The sequence below is a fragment of the Paenibacillus tritici genome (genome assembly GCF_013204885.1).
GTDB classification, from domain to species: domain Bacteria; phylum Bacillota; class Bacilli; order Paenibacillales; family Paenibacillaceae; genus Paenibacillus_AQ; species Paenibacillus_AQ tritici.
Window position 1 is genome coordinate 50,237 of the sequence record NZ_JABMKX010000003.1, and the last position, 25,190, is coordinate 75,426.

Annotated in this window: 28 protein-coding genes; all 28 read right to left on the reverse strand. The window is 53.8% G+C overall.

The window, feature by feature from the left end; genetic code table 11:
- Positions 1–25: 25 nt before the first annotated feature.
- The 28 genes from HQN87_RS05615 to HQN87_RS05750 all read right to left on the reverse strand — a co-directional run bounded on the left by HQN87_RS05615 (position 26) and on the right by HQN87_RS05750 (position 25,166).
- On the reverse strand, positions 26–616 hold the full coding sequence (locus tag HQN87_RS05615; RefSeq protein WP_173129059.1) for a zf-HC2 domain-containing protein: 591 nt from the start codon (positions 614–616) through the stop codon (positions 26–28).
- Positions 617–621: 5 nt separating this feature from the next.
- The gene (locus HQN87_RS05620; protein WP_173129062.1) at positions 622–1,209 is read right to left on the reverse strand and encodes an RNA polymerase sigma factor; all 588 of its coding nucleotides are present in this window, start codon (positions 1,207–1,209) and stop codon (positions 622–624) included.
- A gap of 562 nt (positions 1,210–1,771) precedes the next feature.
- Positions 1,772–2,866, reverse strand: a complete 1,095-nt coding sequence (locus tag HQN87_RS05625; protein ID WP_173129065.1) for a prephenate dehydrogenase — start codon at positions 2,864–2,866, stop codon at positions 1,772–1,774.
- A 54-nt stretch (positions 2,867–2,920) separates the two neighbouring features.
- On the reverse strand, positions 2,921–4,018 hold the full coding sequence (hisC, locus tag HQN87_RS05630; RefSeq protein ID WP_173129068.1) for a histidinol-phosphate transaminase: 1,098 nt from the start codon (positions 4,016–4,018) through the stop codon (positions 2,921–2,923).
- Between the two features lie 45 nt (positions 4,019–4,063).
- Positions 4,064–4,885 carry a tryptophan synthase subunit alpha gene (gene trpA / locus HQN87_RS05635; protein ID WP_173129072.1) on the reverse strand — a complete coding sequence of 274 codons (822 nt, stop codon included), beginning with the start codon at positions 4,883–4,885 and terminating at the stop codon, positions 4,064–4,066.
- Positions 4,882–6,081, reverse strand: coding sequence for a tryptophan synthase subunit beta (trpB, locus tag HQN87_RS05640; protein ID WP_173129075.1), 1,200 nt, complete (start codon positions 6,079–6,081; stop codon positions 4,882–4,884). Before trpB ends, trpA begins: the two co-directional genes overlap by 4 nt.
- Positions 6,078–6,758, reverse strand: a complete 681-nt coding sequence (locus HQN87_RS05645; protein WP_173129078.1) for a phosphoribosylanthranilate isomerase — start codon at positions 6,756–6,758, stop codon at positions 6,078–6,080. Before HQN87_RS05645 ends, trpB begins: the two co-directional genes overlap by 4 nt.
- Positions 6,751–7,581 carry an indole-3-glycerol phosphate synthase TrpC gene (trpC, locus tag HQN87_RS05650; RefSeq protein WP_173129081.1) on the reverse strand — a complete coding sequence of 277 codons (831 nt, stop codon included), beginning with the start codon at positions 7,579–7,581 and terminating at the stop codon, positions 6,751–6,753. The genes HQN87_RS05645 and trpC overlap by 8 nt, the downstream gene beginning before the upstream one ends.
- Positions 7,571–8,611, reverse strand: coding sequence for an anthranilate phosphoribosyltransferase (gene trpD / locus HQN87_RS05655; RefSeq protein WP_173129084.1), 1,041 nt, complete (start codon positions 8,609–8,611; stop codon positions 7,571–7,573). Before trpD ends, trpC begins: the two co-directional genes overlap by 11 nt.
- Positions 8,612–8,754: 143 nt before the next feature.
- Positions 8,755–10,308, reverse strand: a complete 1,554-nt coding sequence (trpE, locus tag HQN87_RS05660) for an anthranilate synthase component I (protein WP_173129087.1) — start codon at positions 10,306–10,308, stop codon at positions 8,755–8,757.
- A gap of 353 nt (positions 10,309–10,661) precedes the next feature.
- Positions 10,662–11,033: a chorismate mutase gene (gene aroH / locus HQN87_RS05665; RefSeq protein ID WP_173129090.1), complete on the reverse strand. Its 372-nt coding sequence runs from the start codon at positions 11,031–11,033 to the stop codon at positions 10,662–10,664.
- Positions 11,027–12,130 (reverse strand): 3-dehydroquinate synthase, encoded by a 1,104-nt coding sequence (gene aroB / locus HQN87_RS05670; protein WP_173129093.1) that lies wholly within the window; start codon positions 12,128–12,130, stop codon positions 11,027–11,029. The genes aroH and aroB overlap by 7 nt, the downstream gene beginning before the upstream one ends.
- A 1-nt stretch (position 12,131) precedes the next feature.
- On the reverse strand, positions 12,132–13,301 hold the full coding sequence (aroC, locus tag HQN87_RS05675) for a chorismate synthase (RefSeq protein ID WP_173129097.1): 1,170 nt from the start codon (positions 13,299–13,301) through the stop codon (positions 12,132–12,134).
- A 185-nt stretch (positions 13,302–13,486) separates the two neighbouring features.
- Entirely contained in the window at positions 13,487–13,663 is a 177-nt protein-coding gene (locus HQN87_RS05680; protein WP_173129100.1) for a hypothetical protein, read from the reverse strand.
- Between the two features lie 111 nt (positions 13,664–13,774).
- Complete coding sequence (locus HQN87_RS05685) at positions 13,775–14,578, reverse strand: CheR family methyltransferase (RefSeq protein ID WP_246552797.1); 804 nt, start codon at positions 14,576–14,578, stop codon at positions 13,775–13,777.
- A gap of 27 nt (positions 14,579–14,605) precedes the next feature.
- Positions 14,606–15,049, reverse strand: coding sequence for a nucleoside-diphosphate kinase (gene ndk / locus HQN87_RS05690; protein WP_173129103.1), 444 nt, complete (start codon positions 15,047–15,049; stop codon positions 14,606–14,608).
- A 107-nt stretch (positions 15,050–15,156) separates the two neighbouring features.
- The gene (locus HQN87_RS05695) at positions 15,157–16,125 is read right to left on the reverse strand and encodes a polyprenyl synthetase family protein (protein WP_173129106.1); all 969 of its coding nucleotides are present in this window, start codon (positions 16,123–16,125) and stop codon (positions 15,157–15,159) included.
- Positions 16,122–16,982, reverse strand: coding sequence for a menaquinone biosynthetic enzyme MqnA/MqnD family protein (locus HQN87_RS05700; RefSeq protein ID WP_173129109.1), 861 nt, complete (start codon positions 16,980–16,982; stop codon positions 16,122–16,124). The genes HQN87_RS05695 and HQN87_RS05700 overlap by 4 nt, the downstream gene beginning before the upstream one ends.
- 3 nt (positions 16,983–16,985) lie before the next feature.
- Positions 16,986–17,588 carry a UbiX family flavin prenyltransferase gene (locus HQN87_RS05705; RefSeq protein WP_173129112.1) on the reverse strand — a complete coding sequence of 201 codons (603 nt, stop codon included), beginning with the start codon at positions 17,586–17,588 and terminating at the stop codon, positions 16,986–16,988.
- The gene (locus tag HQN87_RS05710) at positions 17,585–18,460 is read right to left on the reverse strand and encodes a UbiA-like polyprenyltransferase (protein ID WP_173129116.1); all 876 of its coding nucleotides are present in this window, start codon (positions 18,458–18,460) and stop codon (positions 17,585–17,587) included. Before HQN87_RS05710 ends, HQN87_RS05705 begins: the two co-directional genes overlap by 4 nt.
- Positions 18,453–19,205, reverse strand: coding sequence for a demethylmenaquinone methyltransferase (locus HQN87_RS05715; protein ID WP_173129119.1), 753 nt, complete (start codon positions 19,203–19,205; stop codon positions 18,453–18,455). Before HQN87_RS05715 ends, HQN87_RS05710 begins: the two co-directional genes overlap by 8 nt.
- A gap of 3 nt (positions 19,206–19,208) precedes the next feature.
- Complete coding sequence (locus HQN87_RS05720) at positions 19,209–20,078, reverse strand: heptaprenyl diphosphate synthase component 1 (RefSeq protein ID WP_173129122.1); 870 nt, start codon at positions 20,076–20,078, stop codon at positions 19,209–19,211.
- Positions 20,079–20,192: 114 nt separating this feature from the next.
- On the reverse strand, positions 20,193–20,732 hold the full coding sequence (locus HQN87_RS05725; protein ID WP_173129125.1) for a hypothetical protein: 540 nt from the start codon (positions 20,730–20,732) through the stop codon (positions 20,193–20,195).
- A 78-nt stretch (positions 20,733–20,810) separates the two neighbouring features.
- Positions 20,811–21,059, reverse strand: coding sequence for a trp RNA-binding attenuation protein MtrB (gene mtrB / locus HQN87_RS05730; RefSeq protein WP_173129128.1), 249 nt, complete (start codon positions 21,057–21,059; stop codon positions 20,811–20,813).
- Between the two features lie 102 nt (positions 21,060–21,161).
- A complete protein-coding gene (locus HQN87_RS05735; protein WP_019909963.1) occupies positions 21,162–21,434 on the reverse strand; it encodes an HU family DNA-binding protein in 273 nt (90 codons plus the stop codon).
- A gap of 377 nt (positions 21,435–21,811) precedes the next feature.
- Positions 21,812–23,290, reverse strand: coding sequence for a stage IV sporulation protein A (gene spoIVA, locus HQN87_RS05740; protein ID WP_173129131.1), 1,479 nt, complete (start codon positions 23,288–23,290; stop codon positions 21,812–21,814).
- A gap of 687 nt (positions 23,291–23,977) precedes the next feature.
- Positions 23,978–24,745 (reverse strand): DUF3939 domain-containing protein, encoded by a 768-nt coding sequence (locus HQN87_RS05745; RefSeq protein WP_254075380.1) that lies wholly within the window; start codon positions 24,743–24,745, stop codon positions 23,978–23,980.
- Between the two features lie 52 nt (positions 24,746–24,797).
- The gene (locus HQN87_RS05750) at positions 24,798–25,166 is read right to left on the reverse strand and encodes a 2Fe-2S iron-sulfur cluster-binding protein (protein ID WP_173129134.1); all 369 of its coding nucleotides are present in this window, start codon (positions 25,164–25,166) and stop codon (positions 24,798–24,800) included.
- Positions 25,167–25,190: the final 24 nt, after the last annotated feature.

Genomic DNA, 25,190 nt, shown 5'->3' on the forward strand with positions numbered 1-25,190 from the left:
TTCCTATGATTAGGGAAGGGGGCTTTCATTGTCTGCGGTACCGGTTCAGGCGTACCAGCAGGAATATAGACAATCCGACGCCCAGCGTCGACAATACCATCCAGTATTGCGGGTGGGTAGGGCCCATATTGGCCACCAGCGGTTCAATAATGCCGCCTTCAGCTTCCACCGGATAAGAAGAGGACCAATCCAGGGTTAGACCTGCCACACCTGTCTCGACGATCCCGCTCTGAGCCGCAGTGGTATTCGCAGGGGTCTGGAACACCGTGAAATATAAAAAGCTGGAGATAAACACGGCCAGAAAACAGGCAATCCAGAGGGTTAAGCGGTGGCGGAAAACCGTCGAACTCCCCGCAGACTTACCATCGCCGGGCATAAGCCACGGACTCTCCAGGTAGATCCGCTCCATAACCTTAAGGTTAATGACTTCTGCCCGCTCATCACTGACATCAAATCTTGTATCCTGCATAAGCTCGCTGGTCTCCTGCCACAGCGCCCATTCGGCACTGCAGTAAGAGCAGCCGGCAATATGTCTCTCCAATCGAATCCGCCTGGGATCTGTGGGGGGAGCGTCCCACAAATGTGGAATGGAATCCTGCGCTTCCCTGCAATTCATAGGACTTACACCCTCTCAGCCTGCTCTTCAGCTTCAGGCTCATAGAAATAGGATTCAAGCTGCAGCTTCACACTGCTCCTCGCCCGGAACAACAGTGATTTCACCGAGCTGACACTTTGATCCAGAATCACTGCAATTTCCTGATAATCCATCTGATCATATTCACGCAGAATAAGCGCAGAGCGCTGCTTCTCCGGGAGATTGTTTATCGCTTCCCGTACGAGTTCCATCCGTTCCTTGCGCAGTGCTGCCTGTTCCGGGGCAACCTCCAGCGGTGCCACAGGAGTATATCCGCTCTCTTCAAGCGATACATTCCCGGCACGGTTCTTGCGCAGCTCGCTAAGTACGGTATTGCGGGCAATGGTATACAGCCATGTAGAGAAAGAAGCATCTACTTCACGGAAGGAATGAAGACTCCGGAAGGCTTTGTAGAAGGTCTCTGAACAGAGGTCTTCGGCAATCAGCTCCATATGGGAGTTCTTCAGCATGTGATACACAAACGCCAGTATTTTGCGTTGATAACGGCGCATCAATTCCGAGTATAATTCTGTATCTCCTTGCTTGATTAGCTGGATCAACTGGGAATCCGTCATGGTGAGTCGGCCCTCCTCGCCCTTGCACGTGTAATCCCGTCCGGTCCGTATCTACTTATACCGGGCAGGTAAGAAAAAGTTGCGGCATTGCTTCAAATTTGCATGACTACATCCAATACTTCCTATGTATATTCAACTCACCGTTATTTAAGGCTTGGTGTATGTAAATACAGAAAAAAAACGCAGACTTACAAAACTCAGATTCCTTTTCAAAAACTAAAAATGTTCCTATACCTGGAAAGAATCTATAAACATACTTAACCCAGTATAGCATAGTTACTAACAGGATTGCATTACTAGACTCCTAGACTAGAAAAAGACCGGAGGATGAAAGCGGTGTTATTTAGTTTGAATAAAGTGTTGACAAAATGTAAACGGATACATATAATAAAAGTACAGTATGGTTTCTCTCCACTCCTATCCAAACACTGCACGGTTCCAATTAATTGTGAACTGTAACCGCTTATTATGTAAGCGGTCTTTTTTTTGCCCATTTTTGCGAACAATTGGGGGAATGCCCCCACAGCATAAGTAAAGCCGGGGCATCCGCCCCGGCTCCACGTTACATATATACGGTGTAATCATTCTCCTGCAGCAGAACTTTGGCCCGCTCCATATCATTCTCCTGACGGAAGGAGAGGCGCATGATGCCGGGAACATCCTCCCGGCTCTCAATAATCTGCACGTTGCTAAGGTTAATCCCCTGATCGCCCAGCTCCGTAGCAATACGTCCGATGATGCCCGGATGATCGGGAACATCAATATGCAGATCGAAGAGCGGAGCTATCATTCCTTTGCGCCGCTCAGGGAGCTGGCTGCGGAAATGATTCGCCTCATGGAAGGCCGACTCAATCCCCTCCCCATCCCCGCTCTCCAGCAGATGAATAAATGAAGCTACCTCATCGTTCCAGTCCTTGAGCAGACGAAGCATCACTGAGCGGTTATTCAGCAGAATATCACGCCAGATGATCGGATCGCTTGAGGCAATCCGCGTAATATCGCGGAACCCCCCCGCAGCCAGTGTGCTGTACAAGGAGTCCGAATTATCATAGGCCTGAATCTGATTCACCAGCGCTACGGCAATGATATGCGGCAGATGGCTGATCGCTCCAACAATCTCATCGTGGCGCTCCGGTTCAAGCCGGACAATCTGCGCTCTCGTATGTAGAAGCAAAGACTCCAGCGCCTGGTATGCAGCTTCCGGCACACCCGGCGGAGGCGTAAGCACATAGTACGCGTTCTCGAACAGTAAAGAGGAGGCCGCCTCTACGCCCGAGCGCTCCGATCCGGCCATAGGATGACCGCCGATGAAATGTACGCCGGGCAGATCCAGCGTAAGGGCACAAGCGGCAATACTGGCCTTTGTGCTGCCGACATCTGTAATAATGCAGCCGGGCTTCAGCGGCAGCTTGCTTAACTGCTGGAGATAGTCCTCAAGCCTGCCTACAGGCACACACAGAAAGATATAATCCGCGTCCAGCGCAGCTTCCTCAAGCGACAGTGTAGCCTGATCGACTACACCTCTGTTAAGATATTTGGTTGCAGATTCAGGGCGGTGGGCATGGCCTACAACGGTCAGGCCCTCCTTGCCTTTGAAGCAAAGGGCCAGTGAGCCGCCGATCAGGCCGACACCGAAAATTGCTATTTTTGTCGTCATGTTCTTAGAACTACCTGCCTTCTGTGGTATCGTCAGTTCAGCTTCTGCTTGCAGTTATGCACGAATTTCCTGTTCCTGAAGTGCCAGCTCCAGAGCGTTAATGAAGGCTGTGTTCTGCTCGGCGGAGCCCACGGTAACCCGAAGGTAGGTCGGATAGCAGTGAAAGCCCGTTCTCACGATTAGACCCTGCCGCAGCAGGGCATCGAAGACTTCCGAGGCCGGCTTACGCACATCCACCATAATGAAATTGCCGTGAGCCGGGAAGGATTCAAGCCCCATACGCTTGAATTCGGCTTGAAGCTGCACAATTCCCGCACTGTTCAGTGCGCGGCACTGCTGCACGTACTCCTGATCGGAGAGTGCCGCGACAGCCGCGACCTGGGCCAAACGGGTAGTATTGAACGGCTCACGCACCTGGTTAATCAAAGAGATGATCTGCGGGCTGGCTACGCCATAACCGATGCGGAGTGCAGCGAGACCGTAAATTTTGGAGAAGGTACGGAGTACTACAAGGTTAGGATAAGTATCAATCAGCTTAATCCCGTCAGCGTAACTCAGATCCGTCACATATTCAAAATAGGCCTCGTCCAGCACAACCATCACTCCGGCAGGCACTGCATCCAGGAACGAAATCAGAGCCTCCTCCGGCACAATGGTTCCGGTTGGATTGTTCGGATTGCAGATCCAGACGATCTTGGTCCGCTCTGTAATCTTAGCCAGCATTCCATCCAGATCATGCGTTCCGTTCTTCAGAGGGACTTCAATGGATACCGCCCCTTCTATATCTGCATTGCTCTTATATACAGAGAAGGTCTGATCGGCCATAATCGTCTCATCACCAGGCAGGAAAAAGGCCCGGGCAATCAGGGCAATAATCTCGTCCGATCCGCATCCGAAAATAATCCGCTCATCCGTAACACCCAGATGCTTAGCAAGCGTTGCCGTCAGCTCGGCGGCAGAGCCGTCCGGATATAAATACAGGTTATCCAGCTCAGCTATAATAGCAGCCTTTGCACTTGGCGCAGCCCCGTAAGGGTTCTCGTTGGATGCCAGCTTAATCACTTCGCTTAAGCCCAGTTCCTTCTTGACTTCTTCAATCGGTTTCCCCGGCTTATAGACAGGAAGGTCAACGATATTCGGTTTTGGATTCATGGGTGATCCTCGCTCTCCAAAGGTTAATTAGGTCTAAAAAAACCATTATGGTCTTAATTGTGCCACAAATTCACGAATTTGCAACAGTCCGGCGCTTCTCGTCTGCGGCTCGGCCAGCAAAGGAATGACCTCCTCCACCTTGCGGACAATCGCGCTTCCGACTACTACCCCATCGCAGATCTTGGCAAACCGGGATACCTGCTCTCCGGTGGAGATCCCGAAGCCTACAGCGATAGGCAGGTCGGTAGACCGGCGCACAGACGCAATGAACTCATCTATTCCGCTGTGGAAGGCAGACCGTTCACCGGTCACCCCCAAGGAAGATACACAATAGACAAACCCGCTGGCACCTGAGACAATCCGGGCAATCCGTTCACTGGAAGTCGGGGCAACCAGCGGAATGAGGTTCACTCCGGCCGCACGGCTGCGTTCACGCATCTCCTCTGATTCCTCAACAGGCAGATCGGGAATGATCAGCCCGCTGATCTCATGGGCATCCAGCGCGGCAAAAAATGTATCGAGCCCCATCTGCATCACCGGATTATAATAAGTGAACAGGATGAACGGCAGTTCACTGCCGGCCTGGCGGGCTTTCAGCGCCGTCTCCATACAAGTACGGAGATGAACGTTGCTGCGCAAGGCTCTGGAGGAGGCCCGCTGAATGACCGGACCGTCAGCAAGCGGATCGGAGTAAGGAACGCCAAGCTCCAGCATATCCGCACCGGCAGCCTCCAGCTCAGAAATAATATCCAGGGTAGTCTCAAGATCAGGATCACCTACCGTCAGGAAAGGAATCAGAGCAGCCCGGCCTTCTGTCTTCAGCTTTTGAAAGGTCAGATCCATCCGGTTCGTGGTTTCGGTTGTCATTGGTTCTGCGCCCCTTCCGTGTACGCCATGATGGATTCAACGTCTTTGTCGCCCCGGCCCGACAGGCAGATGACCACAACATCATCCTTGGTCAGTGTCTTGCCCAGCTTCACCACATGGGCAATGGCATGAGCTGATTCCAGCGCGGGAATAATCCCTTCCGTCACGCAGAGCAGCTTCAGCGCGTCCAGCGCTTCCGCATCCGTAACCGGGACATACTGGGCACGGTGAATATCCTTCAGATAGGAGTGTTCAGGTCCGACACCCGGGTAATCGAGTCCGGCCGATATGGAATGGGCCTCTATGATCTGTCCATGCTCATCCTGCAGCAGGTAGCTGAGCGAGCCCTGGAACACCCCGCGGGTTCCCTTGCTCATGGTTGCCGCATGGAACGGTGTATCAATGCCTTTACCGGCCGCTTCTACACCGATCATCGCCACCTGCTCATCCTCCATGAACGGATAGAACATGCCGATGGCATTACTGCCTCCGCCTACAGCGGCAACCAGCAGATCCGGCAGACGCCCTTCCGCCTCCAGAATCTGGCGCCGGGTCTCATCTCCGATAATCCGCTGGAAATTGCGGACCATCATCGGATAAGGATGGGGGCCAACCGCAGAACCGAGCACATAGAATGTATCCTCAACATTGCTCACCCAGTAACGGAGTGCCTCGTTCCCGGCATCCTTCAATGTTCTGGAGCCGGAGGTCACCGGAATGACCTCTGCACCGAGCAGCTTCATCCGGAAGACATTCAGCGCCTGGCGGCGGGTATCCTCTTCGCCCATGAACACCTTGCATTCCATGCCGAGCAAGGCGGCCACCGTAGCTGTAGCTACTCCATGCTGGCCTGCGCCGGTTTCGGCAATCACTTTGGTTTTGCCCATTTTTTTGGCCAGAATGCCTTGTCCAATGGCGTTATTGATCTTGTGGGCACCCGTATGATTGAGGTCCTCGCGCTTCAGGTAGATCTTGGCGTCGCCCAGATGCTTGCTTAACCGCTCGGCATAATACAGCGGGGTCTCGCGGCCGGAATACTGCTTCAGCAGATAATCTATTTCCTCCTGAAAGGCCGGGTCTGCCGAGAATTCGCGGTAGGCCTCCTCCAGCTCAATCAGTGCAGTCATTAAGGTCTCAGGAACGAAGCGGCCTCCAAAAGAACCAAAACGTCCGTCCTTGTCCGGTACTTGTATCATAATTGCTTCACCCTTTCTACGAAAGCTGTCATTTTTATAATATCCTTACTGCCGTTACTCTCCACTCCGCTGGATACATCCACGCCATAAGGGGAATATCCGTCCAGCAGCTCATTCACGTTGTCCGGGTGAAGTCCTCCGGCTATAAATAAAGGCAGCCTATGGTTCGCCGCCGCTTGCTGGTATAGGGGGATTTGCTCCCATTCAAACGTACGGCCAGTACCGCCGCTGCCCTGTGGATCATAAGTATCCAGCAGCAGCGCGTCGATGGTGCCTGCGTAGCTGTCCAGGAGCGCATGAATGTCTTCCGCAGCATTAGTATCACGGCCGGCAACCGACAGAGCCTTCCACACCTTAACTTGCGGAAATGCCTGTCTGACCTCCGCGCAAACCTGCGGACTCTCCTGTCCGTGAAGCTGTACGACATCCAGCGGAACAGCTCTCAGCAGCTCTGCCAGCTCTTCGCGATCCGGGTTGACGAACACGCCCACCGAGCGGGGCGCTGTCTCAGACTCCCAATCCCGCAGCTCGGCGATCAGCTCCGCAGCCGCTTCAGCGGTAACTCTGCGGCGGCTGGGGGCAAATACCAGGCCGACATAATCCAGCGGCAAACTCTTCATAGATTTTAGCACTTCAACGTCCTGAAGTCCACAGATTTTTACCTGCGTATCAGCCATGCCGCTCACGGTCCTTCCCTGCAGGAAGGGGGCCGAGCAACTGATAGACGGCTTGCTCCACATCCGGCTGGCGCATCAGATATTCCCCCACCAGCACACCGGTTGCCCGGGTCTTGCTAAGATAAGCGATATCCTCCGGTCCGGTGATCCCGCTCTCGCTGATTACCGGAAGACCCTCCGGAAGCAAGGCTGCCAGCTCCGCCGTAGCGGAGAGCGACGTCTCAAAGGTCTTGAGATTCCGGTTATTAATGCCCAGCAGGACACCGGGATGTCCGGCTCTGCCGGTAGCGAGTACCATTTCCAGCTCGGCACGGTCATGAACCTCAATGAGGATGTCCAGTCCAAGCGCGGCGGCGGTATCCGTGAAGCCTGCGAGCTGCTGCGGTGATAGAATCGCCGCAATCAGGAGAATGGCATCCGCTCCAAGCAGGCGGGCCTCATAGATCTGCTTCTCATCAATGATGAAGTCCTTGCGCAGCAGCGGAAGCTTCACCGCCTCTCTTACCTGCTGGAGATATAACCCGCTGCCCTGGAAATAATCCTTGTCCGTTAATACAGACAGACAATCGGCTCCTCCCGCTTCGTAGCCCCTGGCAATCGCTACCGGATCAAAATCGGCACGGATCAAGCCCTTGGACGGCGAGGCCTTCTTCACTTCGGCAATCAGTCCCATCTGCCGGTTCCGCCGTTCCATCAGCGCTGCACGGAACCCCCGGGTTGCAGGCAGCGCTGCAATGGAACGCTCCGCTTCGCTAATCGACAATCGCGCGCTTAACGCTTCAACCTCTTTTACTTTGGTGGCAACAATCCGGTCAAGATACATAATCAAGCTCCTTTGTCATCGCTTTTAACTGTTCCAGTTTGCGGAGTGCCGCACCTGAATCCACAACTTCTCTTGCACGGTCAACGCCTTCTCTCAGGGTAGCTGCAAGTCCGGCGACATAGATACAAGCCCCGGCATTCGCTAACACGATATCGCGGTACGGATTCATCTGGCCTTCCAGCACGGTAGTAATAATAGCCGCGTTCTCGGCTGCGTCGCCGCCCATGACATCCTCCAGCGGATGCTGGCTGAGGCCAAGCTCCTGCGGCGTAATTTCATACGTGGTGACTACGCCTTGCTTCAGTTCGGAGACCTGTGTCGGTGCGGAGATGCTGATCTCATCCAGTCCATCCAGGCTGCTGACAATCATCGCCCGTTTGGAGCCCAGCTCACCCAGTACTCTGGCCACGGTCTCCGTCTTGTTAAGGTCATAGATGCCCATAAGCTGCCGGTCTGCTCCTGCCGGATTGGTCAGCGGGCCCAGCATATTGAACACTGTCCGCACTCCCAGCTCACGGCGGGGAGCAGCGGCATGCTTCATTGAAGGATGATAGATCTGGGCGAACAGGAAGCAGATGCCGATACTGTCCAGACATTGCCGCGCCTGATCTGCGTTCAGATGAATATTGACGCCTAGCGCCTCCAGCACATCCGCGCTGCCCGCCCGGCCAGAGGCCGAACGGTTGCCATGCTTGGCAACCCGCACAGAAGCGGCGGAAGAGATGATCGCCGAAGCCGTGGAAATATTGAATTTATGGATGCCGGAGCCTCCTGTGCCGCAGGTATCCAGCAACTGGCTCCGCTCTGTAAGCACATGAGTCCCGTGGCCGCGCATCGCTTCGGCGAAGCCGGTGATTTCTTCCACGGTCTCTCCTTTGATCCGCAGAGCCGTCAGCAGTGCCCCGATCTGGGCCGGAGATGCCGCCCCCTCCATAATAGTGCCCATAATCTCACGGGCCTGTGTGCGGGTAAGATCTCTGCCCTCAATTAGACCGGCAATTCCTGACTGTATTAACTGGCTTGCTTCCATAGTGTTGTCCTCCTAAAAGTTTTGTTAGGGGTACTTCCTGAATCAGCTTCGTACAAAACTGGCTCCGAAAGCATACGCTAAAAGTAGTATGGAGCATTCTCTGCTCGGCTCGGCTTCGTAATAACTTCTCTGCTATTCCCGGCTCACGGGGTATATTCGTACATGTAATCCTGGTTAATGACCTGCTTCTCCTTCACCTCGGCAGGGAACATGGCCTCAGCCATCCGGATCGCCTTCAGCATCCCCTTGGCTTTGTTCACCGTCTCCTCGTATTCCTTCTCCGGAACGGAATCCCAGACAATCCCTGCTCCAGCCTGCACATAGGCCCGGCCTTTGCGGAAGATGATCGTGCGGATGGTGATACACGAATCCATATTCCCGGAGAAGCCGAGATACCCGATGGCCCCGGCATAAGCGCCGCGCGCTTCCTGCTCCAGCTCGGCTATGATCTCCATCGCCCGCAGCTTCGGTGCGCCCGATACGGTGCCCGCCGGAAGGCAGGAGAGGAAGGCATCGAAGAAATCCTTATCCTCTGCCAGGGTTCCGGTTACATTCGAGACCAGATGCATCACATGCGAGTATTTCTCGATCTCCATGAATGAATTGCATTTCACGCTGCCGAATTTCGAGACCCGGCCCAGATCATTGCGGCCCAGGTCTACGAGCATCAGATGCTCGGCGCGTTCCTTCTCATCCTCCAGCAGCTCTGCGGCAAGCTGCTGGTCCTCTGCCTCTGTTGCTCCGCGCGGCCGGGTTCCGGCGATGGGCCGGGTCTCCACGCGGCCGCCGTCCACCTTAACCAGCGCTTCCGGTGAGGTGCCGACGATAATCTCCTCATCCATTTTCAGATAATACATATAAGGCGAAGGGTTCAGGGTACGCAGCATCCGGTACACATGCAGCGGGGATACCTCAGTCTCTATATGCATCCGCTGCGACAACACTACCTGGAAGATATCACCGGCACGGATGTATTCCTTGGCCTGCTCCACATTGCGGATATACTGCTCCTTCGTCAGGTTGGAGTGAATCTCGCCCAGTTCAATATCCTGCGGAATACTGCGGCGGTTGACGTTCTCCTTCGGGCCTTCCTTCTGCAGCTCCTCCGCCAGATTCTCTAAGCGGCAGCTTAACTCCTCATAATTGGCCCGGATATCGGAATCGGTATCGCCATCCTTGATATGCAGATTGCCCACGAGCAGGATCTGCTGCTTCACATGGTCGAAGACGATAATGCGGTCACAGAACATGAAGCGGATATCATCCATATTCAGATCATCCACGGCATGTGCGGACAGCTTCTCATAATACTGCAGCAGATCATAGCCGAAGAATCCGATGGCCCCGCCCGTAAACGGCGGCATCCCGTCCAGCTTGGGACTGCGGTAAGAGCGAAGCAGCGCTTTGAGCTCCTCTACGGGTTTGCCTGAGAGCTGCTTTTTCTCACCGCCGACCTCCACATGGATTAACCCCTTTTTACCGGAGATCATCAGGAACGGATCACTGCCGATAAAAGAATGGCGCGCCCATTGAATGCCGCCTTCTACGCTCTCCAGCAAAAATGCGCGATCCTGCTCGGCAAAACGCTGGAACAGGCGGATAGGCGTTTCCATGTCAGCCAGCAGTCTTTTCACGACCGGGATCAGATTATATTCGCGCGACAGCGACACCACTTCTTCAATGCTCGGATTCGTCACTTGGGTAACCTCCTAGGGTTAGTTAAGGTATTGTCCGAAATACAGAAAAACCTCTACCGGAGTAGAGGTTTGTTGGTAGTCAGTATGTGATTAAGCGCCTCGGACCGGCATGAACCCAATCGAATGCAGCAGATTCTCCTATGGATACAGGAATAGCGTGTGTGCAACACATAAGTTACCGCTATACAGGTATGCCAAAAAAAGAACACTGACAATCAAAGGTCTGCCCTATCATAAAGTCCTGCACTCAGCTCAACTATACTCAACTCAACTCATTCTAAACTCTGCTTTACTCGGCTAACTTCACTATACATGATGACAGAGGTCATTGACAACCCCGTATACGTAATTTATTACTTGCTCTGTGAGAGATCCGGGCGGAGCCGCTGGGCTTCGTTCAGATACACGTGGCGGATATCCCGCTGGGATTTGTCCGTATTCACTTGCACCATCAGGCGGATACAATTCGGCAAACTGCCCTTTACAGGAATCTCAACCGAACACATCAGCGGCACCATTTCCCAGCCTTCAATCTCGCGGATGGCCCGCGCCGGGAACGTCGCATCCAGATCCCCGGTCATCGTAATCCACACACTGCAAATATCCTCTGCGATAACGTCATTACGCTCAACAATTTCTCTAAGCAGAACAACCGTTTCACGTAAAATTTCCGTTTCATCATTTTGGGTTACGGTTGTTGCACCGCGTATGCCCCGGTTCACCATGGGCTCCCCTCCTTCTTAAGCTGAGCTATGACTTCACGCACATCGCCTGCCTGCACATCGTTCACGATGCTGACAGCACCAATGGCTTCGGGTACGATAAAAGTCATTCGGCCTTCCTTGAACTTCTTGTCGTGCATCATCGCTTCCATCAGCTCTTCCTCGCTATACTGCGACGGGAGCCGGGTAGGCAGTGACAAGGCCGTCAGCATGGACACCGTATCTTCATAGATCTGTCTGTCCCGCCCCAGCTTCGCTGCCAGGAGAGCAGAACCGGCCATGCCGATGGAAATAGCCTCGCCATGCAGGAAGGTGCCGTAACCGCCGACCGCCTCAATGGCATGTCCGATGGTATGTCCCAGATTCAGAATTGCGCGCTGCCCCTGTTCCCGTTCATCATTGCCGATGACAGCCGCCTTGATCGCGCAGCCGCGTTCCAGCGCATATCCAAGCGCTTCCGGGTCCAGAGCCAGCAGCTCACCGGCATGCTCAAGGCACCAGTAAGCGAACTCACGGTCCAGGATCAGCCCGTGCTTCACCACTTCCGCCAGGCCTGAAGCGACCTGCCGGGGAGGAAGTGTAGCCAATGTGTCCAGATCATACAGTACCATGGACGGCTGGTAGAAGGCGCCCAGCATATTCTTCGCCAGCGGATGGTTAACAGCAACCTTGCCGCCGACACTGCTGTCATGAGCGAGAATGGTGGTTGGAATCTGCATGAATCCGATTCCCCGCATATAAGAAGCTGCGACGAATCCGGCCAGATCTCCGACCACTCCCCCGCCTAGCGCCAGCACCGCAGAGCTGCGGTCCAGTCCGCCCTGAATCGCTGTCGAGATGACTTCTTCATACACCGCCAGGGATTTGGATGCTTCTCCCGCCGGAATAATGTGGCTGACCACCGTATATCCGCTGCTCCGCAAGGAAGCCTCTACCTGAGCAAGATAACGCGGAGCCACTTCACTGTCGCTGACCAGCAGCAGCGGACTGCGCTGCGCGAACCCGGCCTCACTACAGCGTTCGCCTATGCTGTTCAGCAGGCCGCTGCCGATATGAATAGGATAAGAACGTTCTCCCAGCTCTACTGTAATGCTGCGCATCTTAGTAGCTCTCCAGCTGAGCCAGGTAGTTATTATAGTTAGCGCGGATCTCCTCCAGGGAATCTCCGCCGAATTTGTCCAGGAACGCCTTGGCAATCTCCCAGGCAACCACATTCTCCAGGACGACACAGGCAGCCGGAACGGCGCAAGCATCGGAACGTTCCACCTGGGCAGTGAAGGGTTCCTTCGTATCAATATCTACGCTCTGCAGCGGTTTATACAGCGTCGGGATCGGCTTCATCACTCCGCGGACAACTACCGGCATTCCGTTGGTCATTCCGCCTTCGAACCCGCCAAGCCGGTTGCTTGCCCGGTAGTATCCCTTAGAAGCTTCGTACATAATCTCGTCATGGACCTGTGAGCCGCGCAGCTTGCCGGCCTCGAATCCGATCCCGATCTCCACACCCTTGAAGGCATTGATGGACATAACCGCTCCGGCAATGGCACCATCCAGCTTGCGGTCTGACTGCACATAGCTGCCAAGGCCGACAGGCAGGCCTTCGACAATACATTCCACAATCCCGCCGATGGAGTCGCCTTCTTCCTTGATCTTGTCTATGTAAGCCTCCATCTTCTGCTCGGTCTCCTTGTCCACTACCCGCACAGAGGATTCTTCAGTCAACGCGATCAGCTCATCGGCGGACAGCCCGTTAGCCGGCGCTTCAATCTCTCCGATCCGGATCACTTGTCCGGCAATCTTCACCCCGAATTCGGCAAGCAGCTGACGGGCTACTGCACCTACGGCTACTCTCGCTGCCGTCTCGCGGGCACTGGAGCGTTCCAGGACATTACGCAGATCAGTGTGGTTATACTTGAGTCCCCCGTTCAGGTCAGCATGACCGGGACGCGGACGGTTCACCCGGCGCTTCTCTTCGTCGCTGCCGGGAACCGGTTCAATATTCATAATGTTCTTCCAGTGGGTCCAGTCTTTGTTCTCCACCACAAGTGCGACCGGAGCTCCGGTGGTATAACCATGGCGCACACCGCCAACAATCTGCGCGGTATCCTTCTCAATCTGCATCCGCCGTCCACGGCCGTAGCCCTTCTGTCTGCGGTGCAGCTGGAAATTAAGCTCTTCAAAGTTAAGTGTCAAATTACTGGGCAATCCCTCAATAATGGCTGTAAGCTGGGGGCCGTGCGTTTCCCCCGCTGTTAAATAGCGTAAACTCATGCTGCGTTCCCCCTTCACACTTTTAGACTGTAAACCGCTAAAATGTTAAATGTCTTTGCTTATTATAGTATAGGCTCCCGGCTTTGACAAGAATGCAATGGCCTTATCAGCAGCAGCTCCAGGTACAAAACAAACGCCGCTCCTGCTCTTTCGAGTAGAAGCGGCGCTGCTGTGCGCGTCCCCGTTCAGGAGCCTGTCTCCAGCCTATCACTGCCCGGTGCAGGAAGGCGGCTGGAGGTTCTGCCTTCTTCCACGGTAAGCAGGCACTGCAGCTGCAGCTCCTCCATCCCGAGAATTTGCCCGCATTCGCGTATCGTGAGGAACCCCCGTCTATACGCGGTTATAACCATGCTTTTGTCCATCTGGATTAACGACCTTTCACTTGGCGTTAGGTTTCTTCCTACTTCTCATTATCACTGAAAAGCGGTTAAAGTATACCTGAGCCAAGTGATCACGCCCCAGTGCTCCAGCCGTTATTTCTTGCGGTAAAAGAAGGTTTCGGTAGACTCGAAGCCATACTGTGCAGGTGTGAAAATCTGCTCCGTGCTGCCCACAAACAGATACCCTCCGGGCCGCAGACTGGCCGAGAATTTGTGGTACAGCTTATTCTTGGCTTCTTCCGTGAAATAGATCATCACATTACGGCAGATGATCAGATCAAAACCTTCATCGAACTTATCCAGCAGCAGATTCTGCTTGCGGAAGTCAATATTCTTCTTCAATCCGTCACTGACCTTGAACACAGGGCCGTCCGGAGTGAAATACCGCTCCGCTACATCTTTGGGCACATCCTTCAAAGAACGCTCCAGGTACAGCCCCTGCTTCGCTTTGGCCAAAGCTCCGTCGTCGATATCTGTAGCCAGAATACCGGTCTGGGCCAGAATATTCTTGTCCGACAGGATCATCGCCAGCGTATAGGGCTCTTCCCCGGTGGAGCAGGCGGCACTCCACAGCTTCAGCCTGCGGCCGGAACGCTGGAGATCCGGCAGAATCACATCCCTGAGCACCTCCCAGCGGTTCGGGTTACGCCAGAATTCAGAGACATTGATCGTCATGCGGTCCAGGAATTCATAGAATAACGCCTTATCCTTCATCATTGCCGCAAAAAAATCATTAAACGTGTTGTACCCGTTCTTCATGCGGAGCGTCGTCAAACGCCGCTTCATCTGTGCTTCCTTATACTGGGCTAGATCAATGCCTGTGCTTTGTTTGATATTATGAATAAATCCGGTGTAATCCGGGTCCGGGGCCAATGAGGATTCTTCACGTTCAGCCATAATATTCTCCTGTCTCCCGCCCGGATCTTACATCCAGGCTGCGATGTCTTTATCATACTGTGCCAGTTCATCCGGAGCGAAGAAATTAGCGATTTCACGTGCTGCGCTTTCTGGCGAATCCGATCCGTGGATTAGATTAAGGGGAGTGTGGCTGGCATAATCACCGCGGATAGTGCCCGGCAATGCTTCGCCCACTTTGGTTTTGCCGATCAGCAGACGGGATAACGCTATGACATCATCGCCTTCCCATACCATGGCAAACACCGGACCCGAGGTAATGAAGCTCACCAGCTCCGGGAAAAAGTCCTTGCCTTCATGCTCTGCGTAATGCTTCTTCGCCTGTCCCTCTGTAACGGTGATCAGCTTGGCAGCAACCAGCTTGAATCCCTTGTCCTCCAGGCGGGTAACAATGCGCCCGATTAACCCGCGCTGTACACCGTCCGGTTTGATCATCAGATACGTTTGTTCCATAGAGTCACTCTCCAATTCCCCTTATTCTAATGAATAGGCTGTTTATGGTCACATATTATCAGAAACCCCGGCATCTGTGAACGTAAATTTGCATGTGTGTTATAAGTCTAATACGCGCGGCCGGTAATAAAAAAGGCGATGTCGCGCAAATTGCGCTTAGTCCGGTTGCGGGGCAGCTGGTCCAGCGCTTCTAGCGCCTTGGCGATATAGCGGGAAGCCAGCTCCTCCGCACGGGATATCCCTTCTCCGGAGAGAATCAGATCAATGGCCCGTCCAGCCCCGCTGCTGCCTTTCCGAATCCGGTCAAGCTCTTCGAGCAGCCCCTCGCGGAGCCTCGCATCCTGCAGGCTGTAGATCACTGGCAGTGTGATATTCCCCTGCCGCATATCACTTCCCGGAGGCTTACCGATTTGCTTCTCCGTTCCGGAGAGATCGAGCAGATCATCACGGATTTGAAACGCCATACCTACGTTGTATCCGTAATTATAGAGCAGCCGTGCCGTTTCCGGCTCCGCATCCGCTGCCAGAGCGCCAAGCTGACAGCTGACGGCAATCAGCAGCGCTGTCTTGCGGCGGATTCTCCGCAGATAATGGCGCACACTCTGCCCGCTGTTGAAGAAATCGCGGATCTGCTCCATCTCTCCGATGGACATCTCTACCATGGCTTTGGAGAGAATCTGATGAATCAGGGGATTCTTCAGCCCCGAAGTCATCACGAGGGCCTTGGCATAAATATAGTCCCCGGTATACATGGCGATCTTGTCGCCCCATTTCGCCTTGACGGTCGGCTCTCCCCGCCGGAGATCCGCATCGTCAATGACATCATCGTGAACCAGCGAGGCGCTATGAATCAGCTCCAGCGGGATCGCCACGCGCTTCAGCTTATCAAGGTCATATTCTCCGAATTTGCCGCCCATCAGGACGAATACCGGCCGGAGACGCTTGCCTCCTGCTTTGAGCAGGTGCAGCGAGGTTTCGCTGAGCAGGTCATCGTCCCCCTGGACGCTGCGGTACAGCTCTTTCTCAATCTGATCCATGTCTTTGTTCAGCAAGCCGAACATTTGCAGTCGCTTCATTCTTTCACCCGTGTCAGCAGATTGTGGCTCCAAAGCTCCATCTTCACTTCCTGCGGCAGCAGGCCCATGTCATAGGCATAGCGGAAATAGAGGTTCAGACCTTCCTGCTGCCTTTCCCCAAAGTCATAACATAAATTACGGAAGTAATCATTCCAATAGGAGGTTGTGCCTCCGATAGTGCAGCAGGCTTCTTGAATTACAGGTCCCAGATTACTCAGGCCGCGTCTCTTGCTTAGCTCGAAGGCTTCCGCAATCTCGGCAATAGCCTCCGGATTACGGGCTGCCGCCGCCCGGTTAACCGCCCATACGGCAAAGGTCATGCTACAGCCCGTCCATTCCTTCCACAGCCCGCCCAAATCCGTTACATGATATCCCTGATCCTGCCACGAAGCGCGGATGGCATGATCACCAATCAGCAGGCAGGCATCCCCCTGGTTCATCATAACGTTCAGATCGGGATCGGCACTGATGTACTCCGGGCTTGCACCTATGGCCTTGTGCATCAGAATCTTCAGCAGATTAACTGAGGTAGCCGAGGTATTCGTTACGGCGATCCTTGCATTACCTATTTGATGTACCGGCATTTTGGAGAAAAGAAAAATAGATTTGACCGGCCCGTCCGCACTGACGGACAGGCCGGGAAGCAGCACCAGCCGGTCGCTGGCTGCTGCATAGGCGAAGGAGGATAAAGCGCCTACATGGATATCCCCCGCTGCCATCCCCCGGTTAAGGACAGCCGGTACTTCACTCACCATTTCTGCAGGAAAACTTAAAGAAGAAGGATGGAAATGATGATAGACCGGCCATGAATTGGTATAGCTGATTTTGCCGATAACGGTGCGTTCCGGCTGTGTCATCCTTCATTCCCCCCATCTGCGAAATAAAGTATGTTCGATATTGAAGCTGTCAAGCACCTTCCCGACCATGAAATTCACCAGGTCATCCATGGTCGAAGGTCCATAATAGAATGCCGGCATCGCCGGAATCAGCTTGACGCCCATGCGGGACAGCTTGAGCATATTCTCCAGATGGATAGCATGCAGCGGAGTCTCCCGCGGAACAAGGACGAGCGGACGGCCTTCCTTCAGCATGACATCCGCAGCCCGTGTCATCAGATTATCCGAGCTGCCATGTGCTACAGCAGACAGTGTTCCCATGGAGCATGGCATAATAATCATGCCCTCCGTCCGGAAGGAGCCACTGGCAATCGAAGCGCCGATATCCTGTACAGGGTGATACAGAAGAGAACCGGGATAGCTGCCGAACAGCCCGGTTAACAAGCCTTCCCGGTCGGAGACAGCATAGCCCAGTTCTTCCTTGAAGACACGCCAGCCCGCACCACTCACCACCAGATGTACCGTGTAACCGAGCGAGAGAAGCGTCTCTGTCAGCCGGATGCCATAGACCGCCCCGCTGGCGCCGGTAATGCCGACCACGAAGTTTCGAGTCTTAAGTTCAGTCATTTGTAGAACTGCACCACCAGGTCAATCAGAGTAAAGGAAAAGACAACAATGCTCAGCACGCCGTTCATCGTAAAGAATGCCGTCTGCAGCTTGCTCAGATCACTCGGAGACACGATATAGTGCTCATAAAACATAATAATATAGGCAATCAGCATACCGGCGACATACCACCAGCTCAAATCGGTAATAAAGAGCAGCGAGATGAAACCAAGGGCCGTCAGCAGATGAAAGACCTTGGCAATGCCGAGCGCACGGGCTACTCCGAAGCGGACCGGTATGGAATACAGACCTTCCTTCCGGTCGAAGTCAACATCCTGACAGGAATAGATGATATCAAAGCCCGCTGTCCAGAACACGATGGTGAAATAAAAAATCATGGCTGTCCCGTCCACCGTTCCTGTAACTGCTACCCAGCCGCCGAGCGGGGCAAGGGCAATCGTAAGGCCGAGGATCAGGTGACAAGCCCAGGTGAAGCGTTTGGTGAACGAATAGAAGACCAGCAGGAACACAGCGATCGGCAGCAGCTTCGCCGACAACGGATTAAGCTTGAAGGCCGCCCAGAACAGCAAAAAGAACGAGAACGCGATAAACAGCGATACTTCTCCAACCTTCAACAGTCCTGCCGGGATGGCTCTCCCCGCTGTCCGGGGATTCTTCGCATCACTGATCCGGTCAATTAACCGGTTAAGCCCCATGGCCGCGCTGCGTGCGCCGAACATGGCAATAATCACCCAGCCGATCTGGCTCCAGGAGGGCAGTTCACCAAACATAACTACAGAACCCAGCAAAGCTCCCATAAACGCAAAGGGCAGGGCAAATACCGTATGCTCGAACTTGATCATTTGTAAAAAGATGCCGATTTTCTTAACCATTACAGTTCTCCTTGAGTCCAATATGTAATGCCGCGATGCCACCGTTCAAGGGGAACGATTCCACTTTGGTAAGTCCGGTATCCCGGAAGATCACTTCCAGCTGTTCCCTGTCCGGGAATAACGCGAGGGATTCAGGAAGCCATTTATATTGTTCATACCGCTTGGCGAAAAGCCTGCCCAGCAGCGGAAGCACACGCTGGAAATAAAAATAATAGATGCCTTTGAACGGCTGCTTCATCGGCTTGGACAGCTCCAGGCACACCACCATTCCGCCCGGCTTCACCACACGCTTCATCTCGTTCAGCACCTGAACGGGATCAGGCACATTGCGGAGCCCAAAGCCGATTGTGGCGTAGTCGAAGGAATTGTCGCCGAACGGCAGCTCCATCGCATTGCCTTGAATCAGGGAGATGCGGTCCTGGAGTCCCCGCGCTTCCACCTTGCGCCGTCCTACCTCCAGCATACCTGCGCTGAAGTCCAGCCCCATTACACATCCGGTCTCACTGGCATCCGCCAGGGCAATGCTCCAGTCGCAGGTTCCGCAGCAGAGGTCCACTGCCGAGTCCCCGCGCTTCATGCCCATCTTGCGCATGGTGAACTTCCGCCATGCCTTGTGGCGGCGGAAGCTCAGAATATCATTCATCAGATCGTATTTGCCGGCAATGCTCTCAAATACCGAATGGACAAACTGCTCCTTCGGCTTGTCGCCCTGCTCACCTATTACGGTAGCTTTATCTACTGTCATTCTCTAACCCTCCACGGCAGCTTGTCCGGAAATTTTCATTTGCAGAAGAAGGCGGTCCAGTGCAGCTCTAAGCTGGCCGGCCAGTTCCTCGTCCCTGATGCCCTGCAGCAGTCCCTGAATGGACTCAAGCGACCCGTGCAGCTTGTCCGTCAGCTGGGCATCGCATTTACATCTCAGCTTAAGCTTCTTCCAGTCCTTAATATCCAGCGTCTGACCCTGAAGCTGCTGACGCTCCTCTTCGGTGGCCGACTCCATCACCCTCCAGTAGGCATAGCCCCCCAGCGCACTTGCCGGGGCTGCTCCCCGGCGCAATTCCTGCGCTACAGTCTCGCACTGGCTGAATTCAACCAGCAGCTTCTCCCAGATGTCTCTCAGCGATTCTTCAATCATCGGTGTAAAAGAAAGAAACAGCCGCATATTGAGCTGTACCGTGTGCTTCAAGTATTGTTCAGCCGGGACAAGCCTTCCGCTCATCTGGCCGTACAGATTGGCCTTCATCACGTTGAAATCAGCGATAGCCGCGCTTAACATACCCACCATCTCAATCTGTCCCTGTCTCGCGAGCAGATGGTAGAACCAGCTGCTGAAGTAATCACCGGCCAGTACTTTGAGCTGGCGGGTGCGCATGACATCGCCCCCGGGCTCATCCTGATAACGGTCGATGCTCTCATGGGTATCCAGTCCAAGCTGGACAAGGCTGGTCACCAGCGTGAACAGCTCCCCCTGCTGGAATCCGGTCCCCCGGCTGCAGCCCAGAAAAATATATAACAAATGACCCCGCCCGTCTGAGAACGGCGGCAGTTCCGTATGCCGCTGAATCATGTCGTAGTCGGTGTAGGGTTTAGCCAGTTGCGGTATGCGGTACGGTTTCATTTCAGCCTCCGAAGCCATTGACGTTTGACTATATCTTTGTTCACAATCTTGTCTATTATATCACATGTTTTTTTGTCACGCACGGTTGATGCATTCCAGTTTCATTTACCCGTATTAGGGATAAATGAACTGCTTTTTCCACAGCTCGCTTTCACTAATGCGGAATCCGTTCTTAAGCGGGTCAGGAAGGGGGGTATTGCCTGCATTCCGGAGTGTTTCCTGCAGCTGAGGAGTCCATTCACTCCGGCGGATGTCTCCGGCAAGGAGCAGGCGGCGGGTATTCAGCCATTGATCCTCTGCCACTACACGCAGCAGCAGCTGATCCACGTTCCCCGTCTCCTGAATGGCGAAAGCGATAGCCAGAGCCATATTCTGATATAGCTCCTGCGGTTCATGGGCATCACCGTTCACCTTCAGATCCAGGGACAATACGCCGTTCTCCCAGCCGGCCTTGTCAATCATCAGACTAAATGGAATCCCGCTAAGCGCATCCACCAGATTATCATCCTCCAGGATCACAGCACCTGGTCCGATAGTCTGCAGCACGCCATAATTCCCCCGGGCAGTTAGAGCGTTGCCGGCCAGCTGCGGCAGCACCAGAGTAGTGGCCGCACTGAGCATTATTGCCGTTCCGATTAGCCAGTTCCGGTTCATGACAAGCCTCCCTTGCTCCAACCTGTAATACTCATGTTTCTAGTTATATTTTGAAAAAAAGCAGGCTATGCCTGCTTTTCAGCTTTCACTCTCTAATTGGCCGTGCTTGCTCCAGATTTCTGCCTTGCCGCGGATTTTCATTGCTGAGGTGTGATCGGTGAACTGGGCGATGAGCACCTCGCCTTTATCCAGCTTCTCCGTGTGGTGAAACCGTGTGTCCAGCCCTCTGGTCAGCCCGATCACCTGGACACCGTTCTCCTTGGCCTTCACTACGATGTAGTCGCTGCCGGACGGTACAGGATTCACTTCATTCTTCTTCTCAGTCATTGTGATCCTCCTCAAAGTTTATAAGCCTTTCAAAAACAAATGCCGCCTTGGAGGGCGGCATAGTTGTTATTCAGAGACTATGGGGCAGATATGTAGAAATCTTTATTTGATTCCGTCTTTCAGCGCTTTACCGGGTTTGAATGCCGGTACTTTGCTCGAAGGAATTTCGATTTCTTCACCAGTCTGCGGGTTGCGGCCTTTACGTGCGGAACGTTCGCGCACTTCAAAGTTTCCGAAGCCAACCAGCTGAACCTTATCTCCGCTTTGCAGGGCACCTGTGATCGCTTCAAAAACGGCGTCTACCGCTTTAGTAGCATCTTTCTTGGGAAGTTCAGTTGCTTCTGTAACTACGTTGATCAAATCTGATTTATTCATGTCTTCTCACCTCCCTGGGTAAAAGTTCCGGTATCATACACTGTTTCCGTTTCAACGTAAAATATACGTGATAATCCCGTTTATTACTAGATACTGGCACCTCTCTTCTAGAAGCGCAACAAACTTATAGTAATACAGCCCACCCATAATTTCAAGGCGTTCCTCAAAAAAGGAGCAGAAAGTAGCAGGTTCACGCTGATTTTGCTTCATCCGCGCAGTATATTACTGCCAATTATTCCGTAAAAACGGAGCCGTTCCAGGGAGAATTCCCCTTTTCAGTCTACCATTCATGGATTCACAGTTGAAGCCCGCCAAGGTCCAGACCTCGCAAAAAGAGCGGGAAAGGCTCCCGCTCTGAATGGAAATCTTATTCAGCTTTAGAGGATGATGGCGATCAGGCCGCCTGAGCCCTCGTTGATAATCCGGCCCAGTGTTTCCTGCAGCTTGTAGCGCGCATTGTCCGGCATCATGGCAATCTTGCCCTGGATGCCCTCGCGGACTATGGAATGCAGGGACCGGCCGAAGATATCCGATTCCCAGATTTTGATCGGGTCATTCTCAAAGTCCTGCATCAGATAGCGCACCAGCTCCTCGCTCTGCTTCTCTGTACCGATAATCGGCGAGAACTCAGACTCGACATCCACCCGGATCATATGAATGGATGGAGCTGTGGCCTTCAGCCGGACTCCGAACCGCGACCCTTGGCGGATCAGCTCCGGCTCATCCAGAGCCATCTCGGCAAGGGAAGGAGCGGCGATGCCGTACCCGGTCGTTTTGACCATCTCCAGTGCTTCCGAGAAGCGGTCATACTCACGCTTAGCATGGGAGAAGTCCTGCATCAGCTGGAGCAGGTGGTCCTTGCCGCGAATCTCTACGCCGACAACTTCCATGAGTACCTGATCATACAGCTCTTCCGGAGCGTAGAGGTCAATCTCGGCTACGCCCTGGCCCATATTCATTCCGCTGAGGCCTGCCCTGTCGATGAAATCATATTCCGTGAACTGGGACACAAGCCGGTCCACATCACGCAGGCGGCGGATATCCTTCACGGTATCGCGGACAGAATTCTCATAGCTGCTGCGCAGCCAGTGGTTCTCGCCCAGTACCATGACCCAGCTTGGCAGATTCACATTGACTTCGTGTACCGGGAATTCATACAGCACTTCGCGCAGTACACCGGTTACATCGTCCTCCGTCATATTCGCTGCACTGAGCGTCATGACCGGGATATCATATTTGAGGGCAAGCTCGCTGCGGAGCTGCTGGACTTCCTCGCTGCGCGGCCGGGTGGAGTTAATGACAAGCACGAACGGCTTGCCGACCTCCTTCAGCTCTGCGATGACGCGTTCTTCGGAATCGACATACGAGTTCCGTGGAATCTCGGCAATCGTACCGTCCGTAGTTACTACCACACCCAGTGTAGAGTGCTCCTGAATCACCTTGCGTGTCCCGATCTCAGCCGCTTCCTGGAAGGGAATCGGCTCCTCGAACCATGGAGTCGAGATCATACGCGGACCATTCTCATCCTCATACCCTTTTGCACCTTCAACCGCATACCCCACACAATCGACCAGCCGGACGTTGACCTCCAGGCCTTCTGCCACCTTGATCTGCACCGCATTGTTGGGTACAAATTTCGGTTCAGTCGTCATGATTGTTTTGCCTGCCGCACTTTGCGGCAGCTCATCAACCGCTCTTACCCGGTCTGCTTCACTGGTGATGTTCGGGAGAACAATCGTTTCCATGAAGCGCTTGATGAATGTCGATTTCCCCGTGCGAACCGCGCCGACGACGCCGAGATAAATGTCTCCGCCGGTACGCTCGGCAATGTCCTTGAAAATATCCACTTTTTCCAAAAGAGATCCCCTCCTCATATTACTCCGAAGAAAAAATGCCTGAAGAGCATCGACTTCGCGTTCCGCCGGCAAACTGACCCTTGCAGGACAACCACCGGACTAAGCTTTGCCCGCCCGAAGCCTAGCTACTGCCTGAGGCGGAACATGTTGCCCCGCGCTAAACTCCGAATGCTCGGACATGCATTTGGACTAGTATCATCATATGTATCCGTAATGGATTTATGACCAGCGTCCGCGCATTTTTGCATCTGAAATTTCGTATGCCCGCTCTAGCTCGCCACTGCGTCAAGACGCCCGGAAGTCTTCTCATCAATTCTATGAGGCCGGTTTGCTGCCTAGAACTGCTGTTTATCGGGGTCTGAAGTTATTAAGATGTACTAAGGGTTTGAACTTGAAGCTTCGTCGTCACTGCGGTGAACATTTAGACTTCCGGCCGCTGTTGTCACCAGATTTCTGGATTAATACCGCTGTTCGCGGTGGAAATCCGGTGACAAAGGCGGTCGCTACCGCTCCTACAGTTCCAAATTTCCCCTCCGCTTCTTTTGCTTTTTGTTTATTTCTTTAGTACTTCTTATATAGCTATTTTGCTTAAAAAAACAACGATCTCCAATAACCGGAGATCGCTGTTTTTGTGTCTGCATATACTATAAAGGTAATAAATTCCTGATAGGAGACCGCCTGTAGCTTCTACTGCTGCGGCGCCTGCGGGACGGGACGGCCCTCCACCCACAGGTAAGGGAGCGACTTCACAGGCACATAATAGGAGGCCTGCACCAGCTCCAGCCGCAGATCACGGTCTGCCTCAGGCACACCGTCATTCTTATCCATAGCTGAAGTGATATCCGCGCCGTAATCTACATAGACGGCCCCCTCCTTGTCCATCAGGAACCCGAGCGGCTGGCCGGAATATACACTGTTCAGCTTAATCCCCTCCGTCCCTGCCCGTTTGGAATCAATAGCCGACAGGCCCGGATACATCTCGTCTTCCGCAGGCAGCTTCCCGCCGTGTGCAGACTTATACTGGTTCACCTTACGCTGGATATCGTTTACCTTCTGTACGGTCACCAGGTCCATCAATTTAACCTTAGGGTCAGTCTCTTCATCCAGAATAAGAAAATAAGCGCTGCCGCCCTTCTCAAATGCAGCAGCCGGGATCTCATCGAGGTATCCCTCCTGCTGGAGCTTGTTCAGGTCAATCACAAATTTCTCATATCTTGGCGTGGCTTCCCCGCTGGTCAAGATCGGAAGCAGCCCCTCCTGCTCCTGATAATCGTCTACCGCGGCCTGCACCCGCTTCACACTCTCGCGGGCTCCGCCGCCGGGCTTCTGCTGGTCTCCGGGGTACATACAGCCGCCAAGTGACAAGATCAGCAGGATGAGCACCGGCAGCATCGCTGCTCTCCTCCGCCTCTTCCTCTGTCTCTCCGTGAGCTTCACCTGCTGTCTGGAGTCCATTCACAACCTCCTCTTTGTTGGTTTCTCTGCGTGCAGACGTCAGCCTTGACTGTCACCACAGCTCCTCCGCTTCTCCACGGCGCGCCGCTTCCAGTCTGCGGCGTACAGCCGCCTTAAGCGGGTCCTCAGGAATACGCACGCGAACATCGCCCCACACGGCGGCCTGACAAGCCAGGCGGACCCCTTCATCCAGCAGACTGCCCAGCTTGCGCTTCTCCGCTTCGGCAGGAGGTCTAAGCGCTGCCTGCTCCGTACTCTCCACTGACACTTTGCACATCATGCATCCAGCCTTGCCGCCGCAGCGGGTAGGCAACACGATTCCGGCCTTGCGTACGGCCTCCAGCAGCGAGACTCCAGGCTTAACGGAGGCGCTCTTGTTATCCGGAAGGAAAGTAACCGTTATTTTAGATTGAGCGTTCATTCTACATGCGTCCTTTCCTGTCAT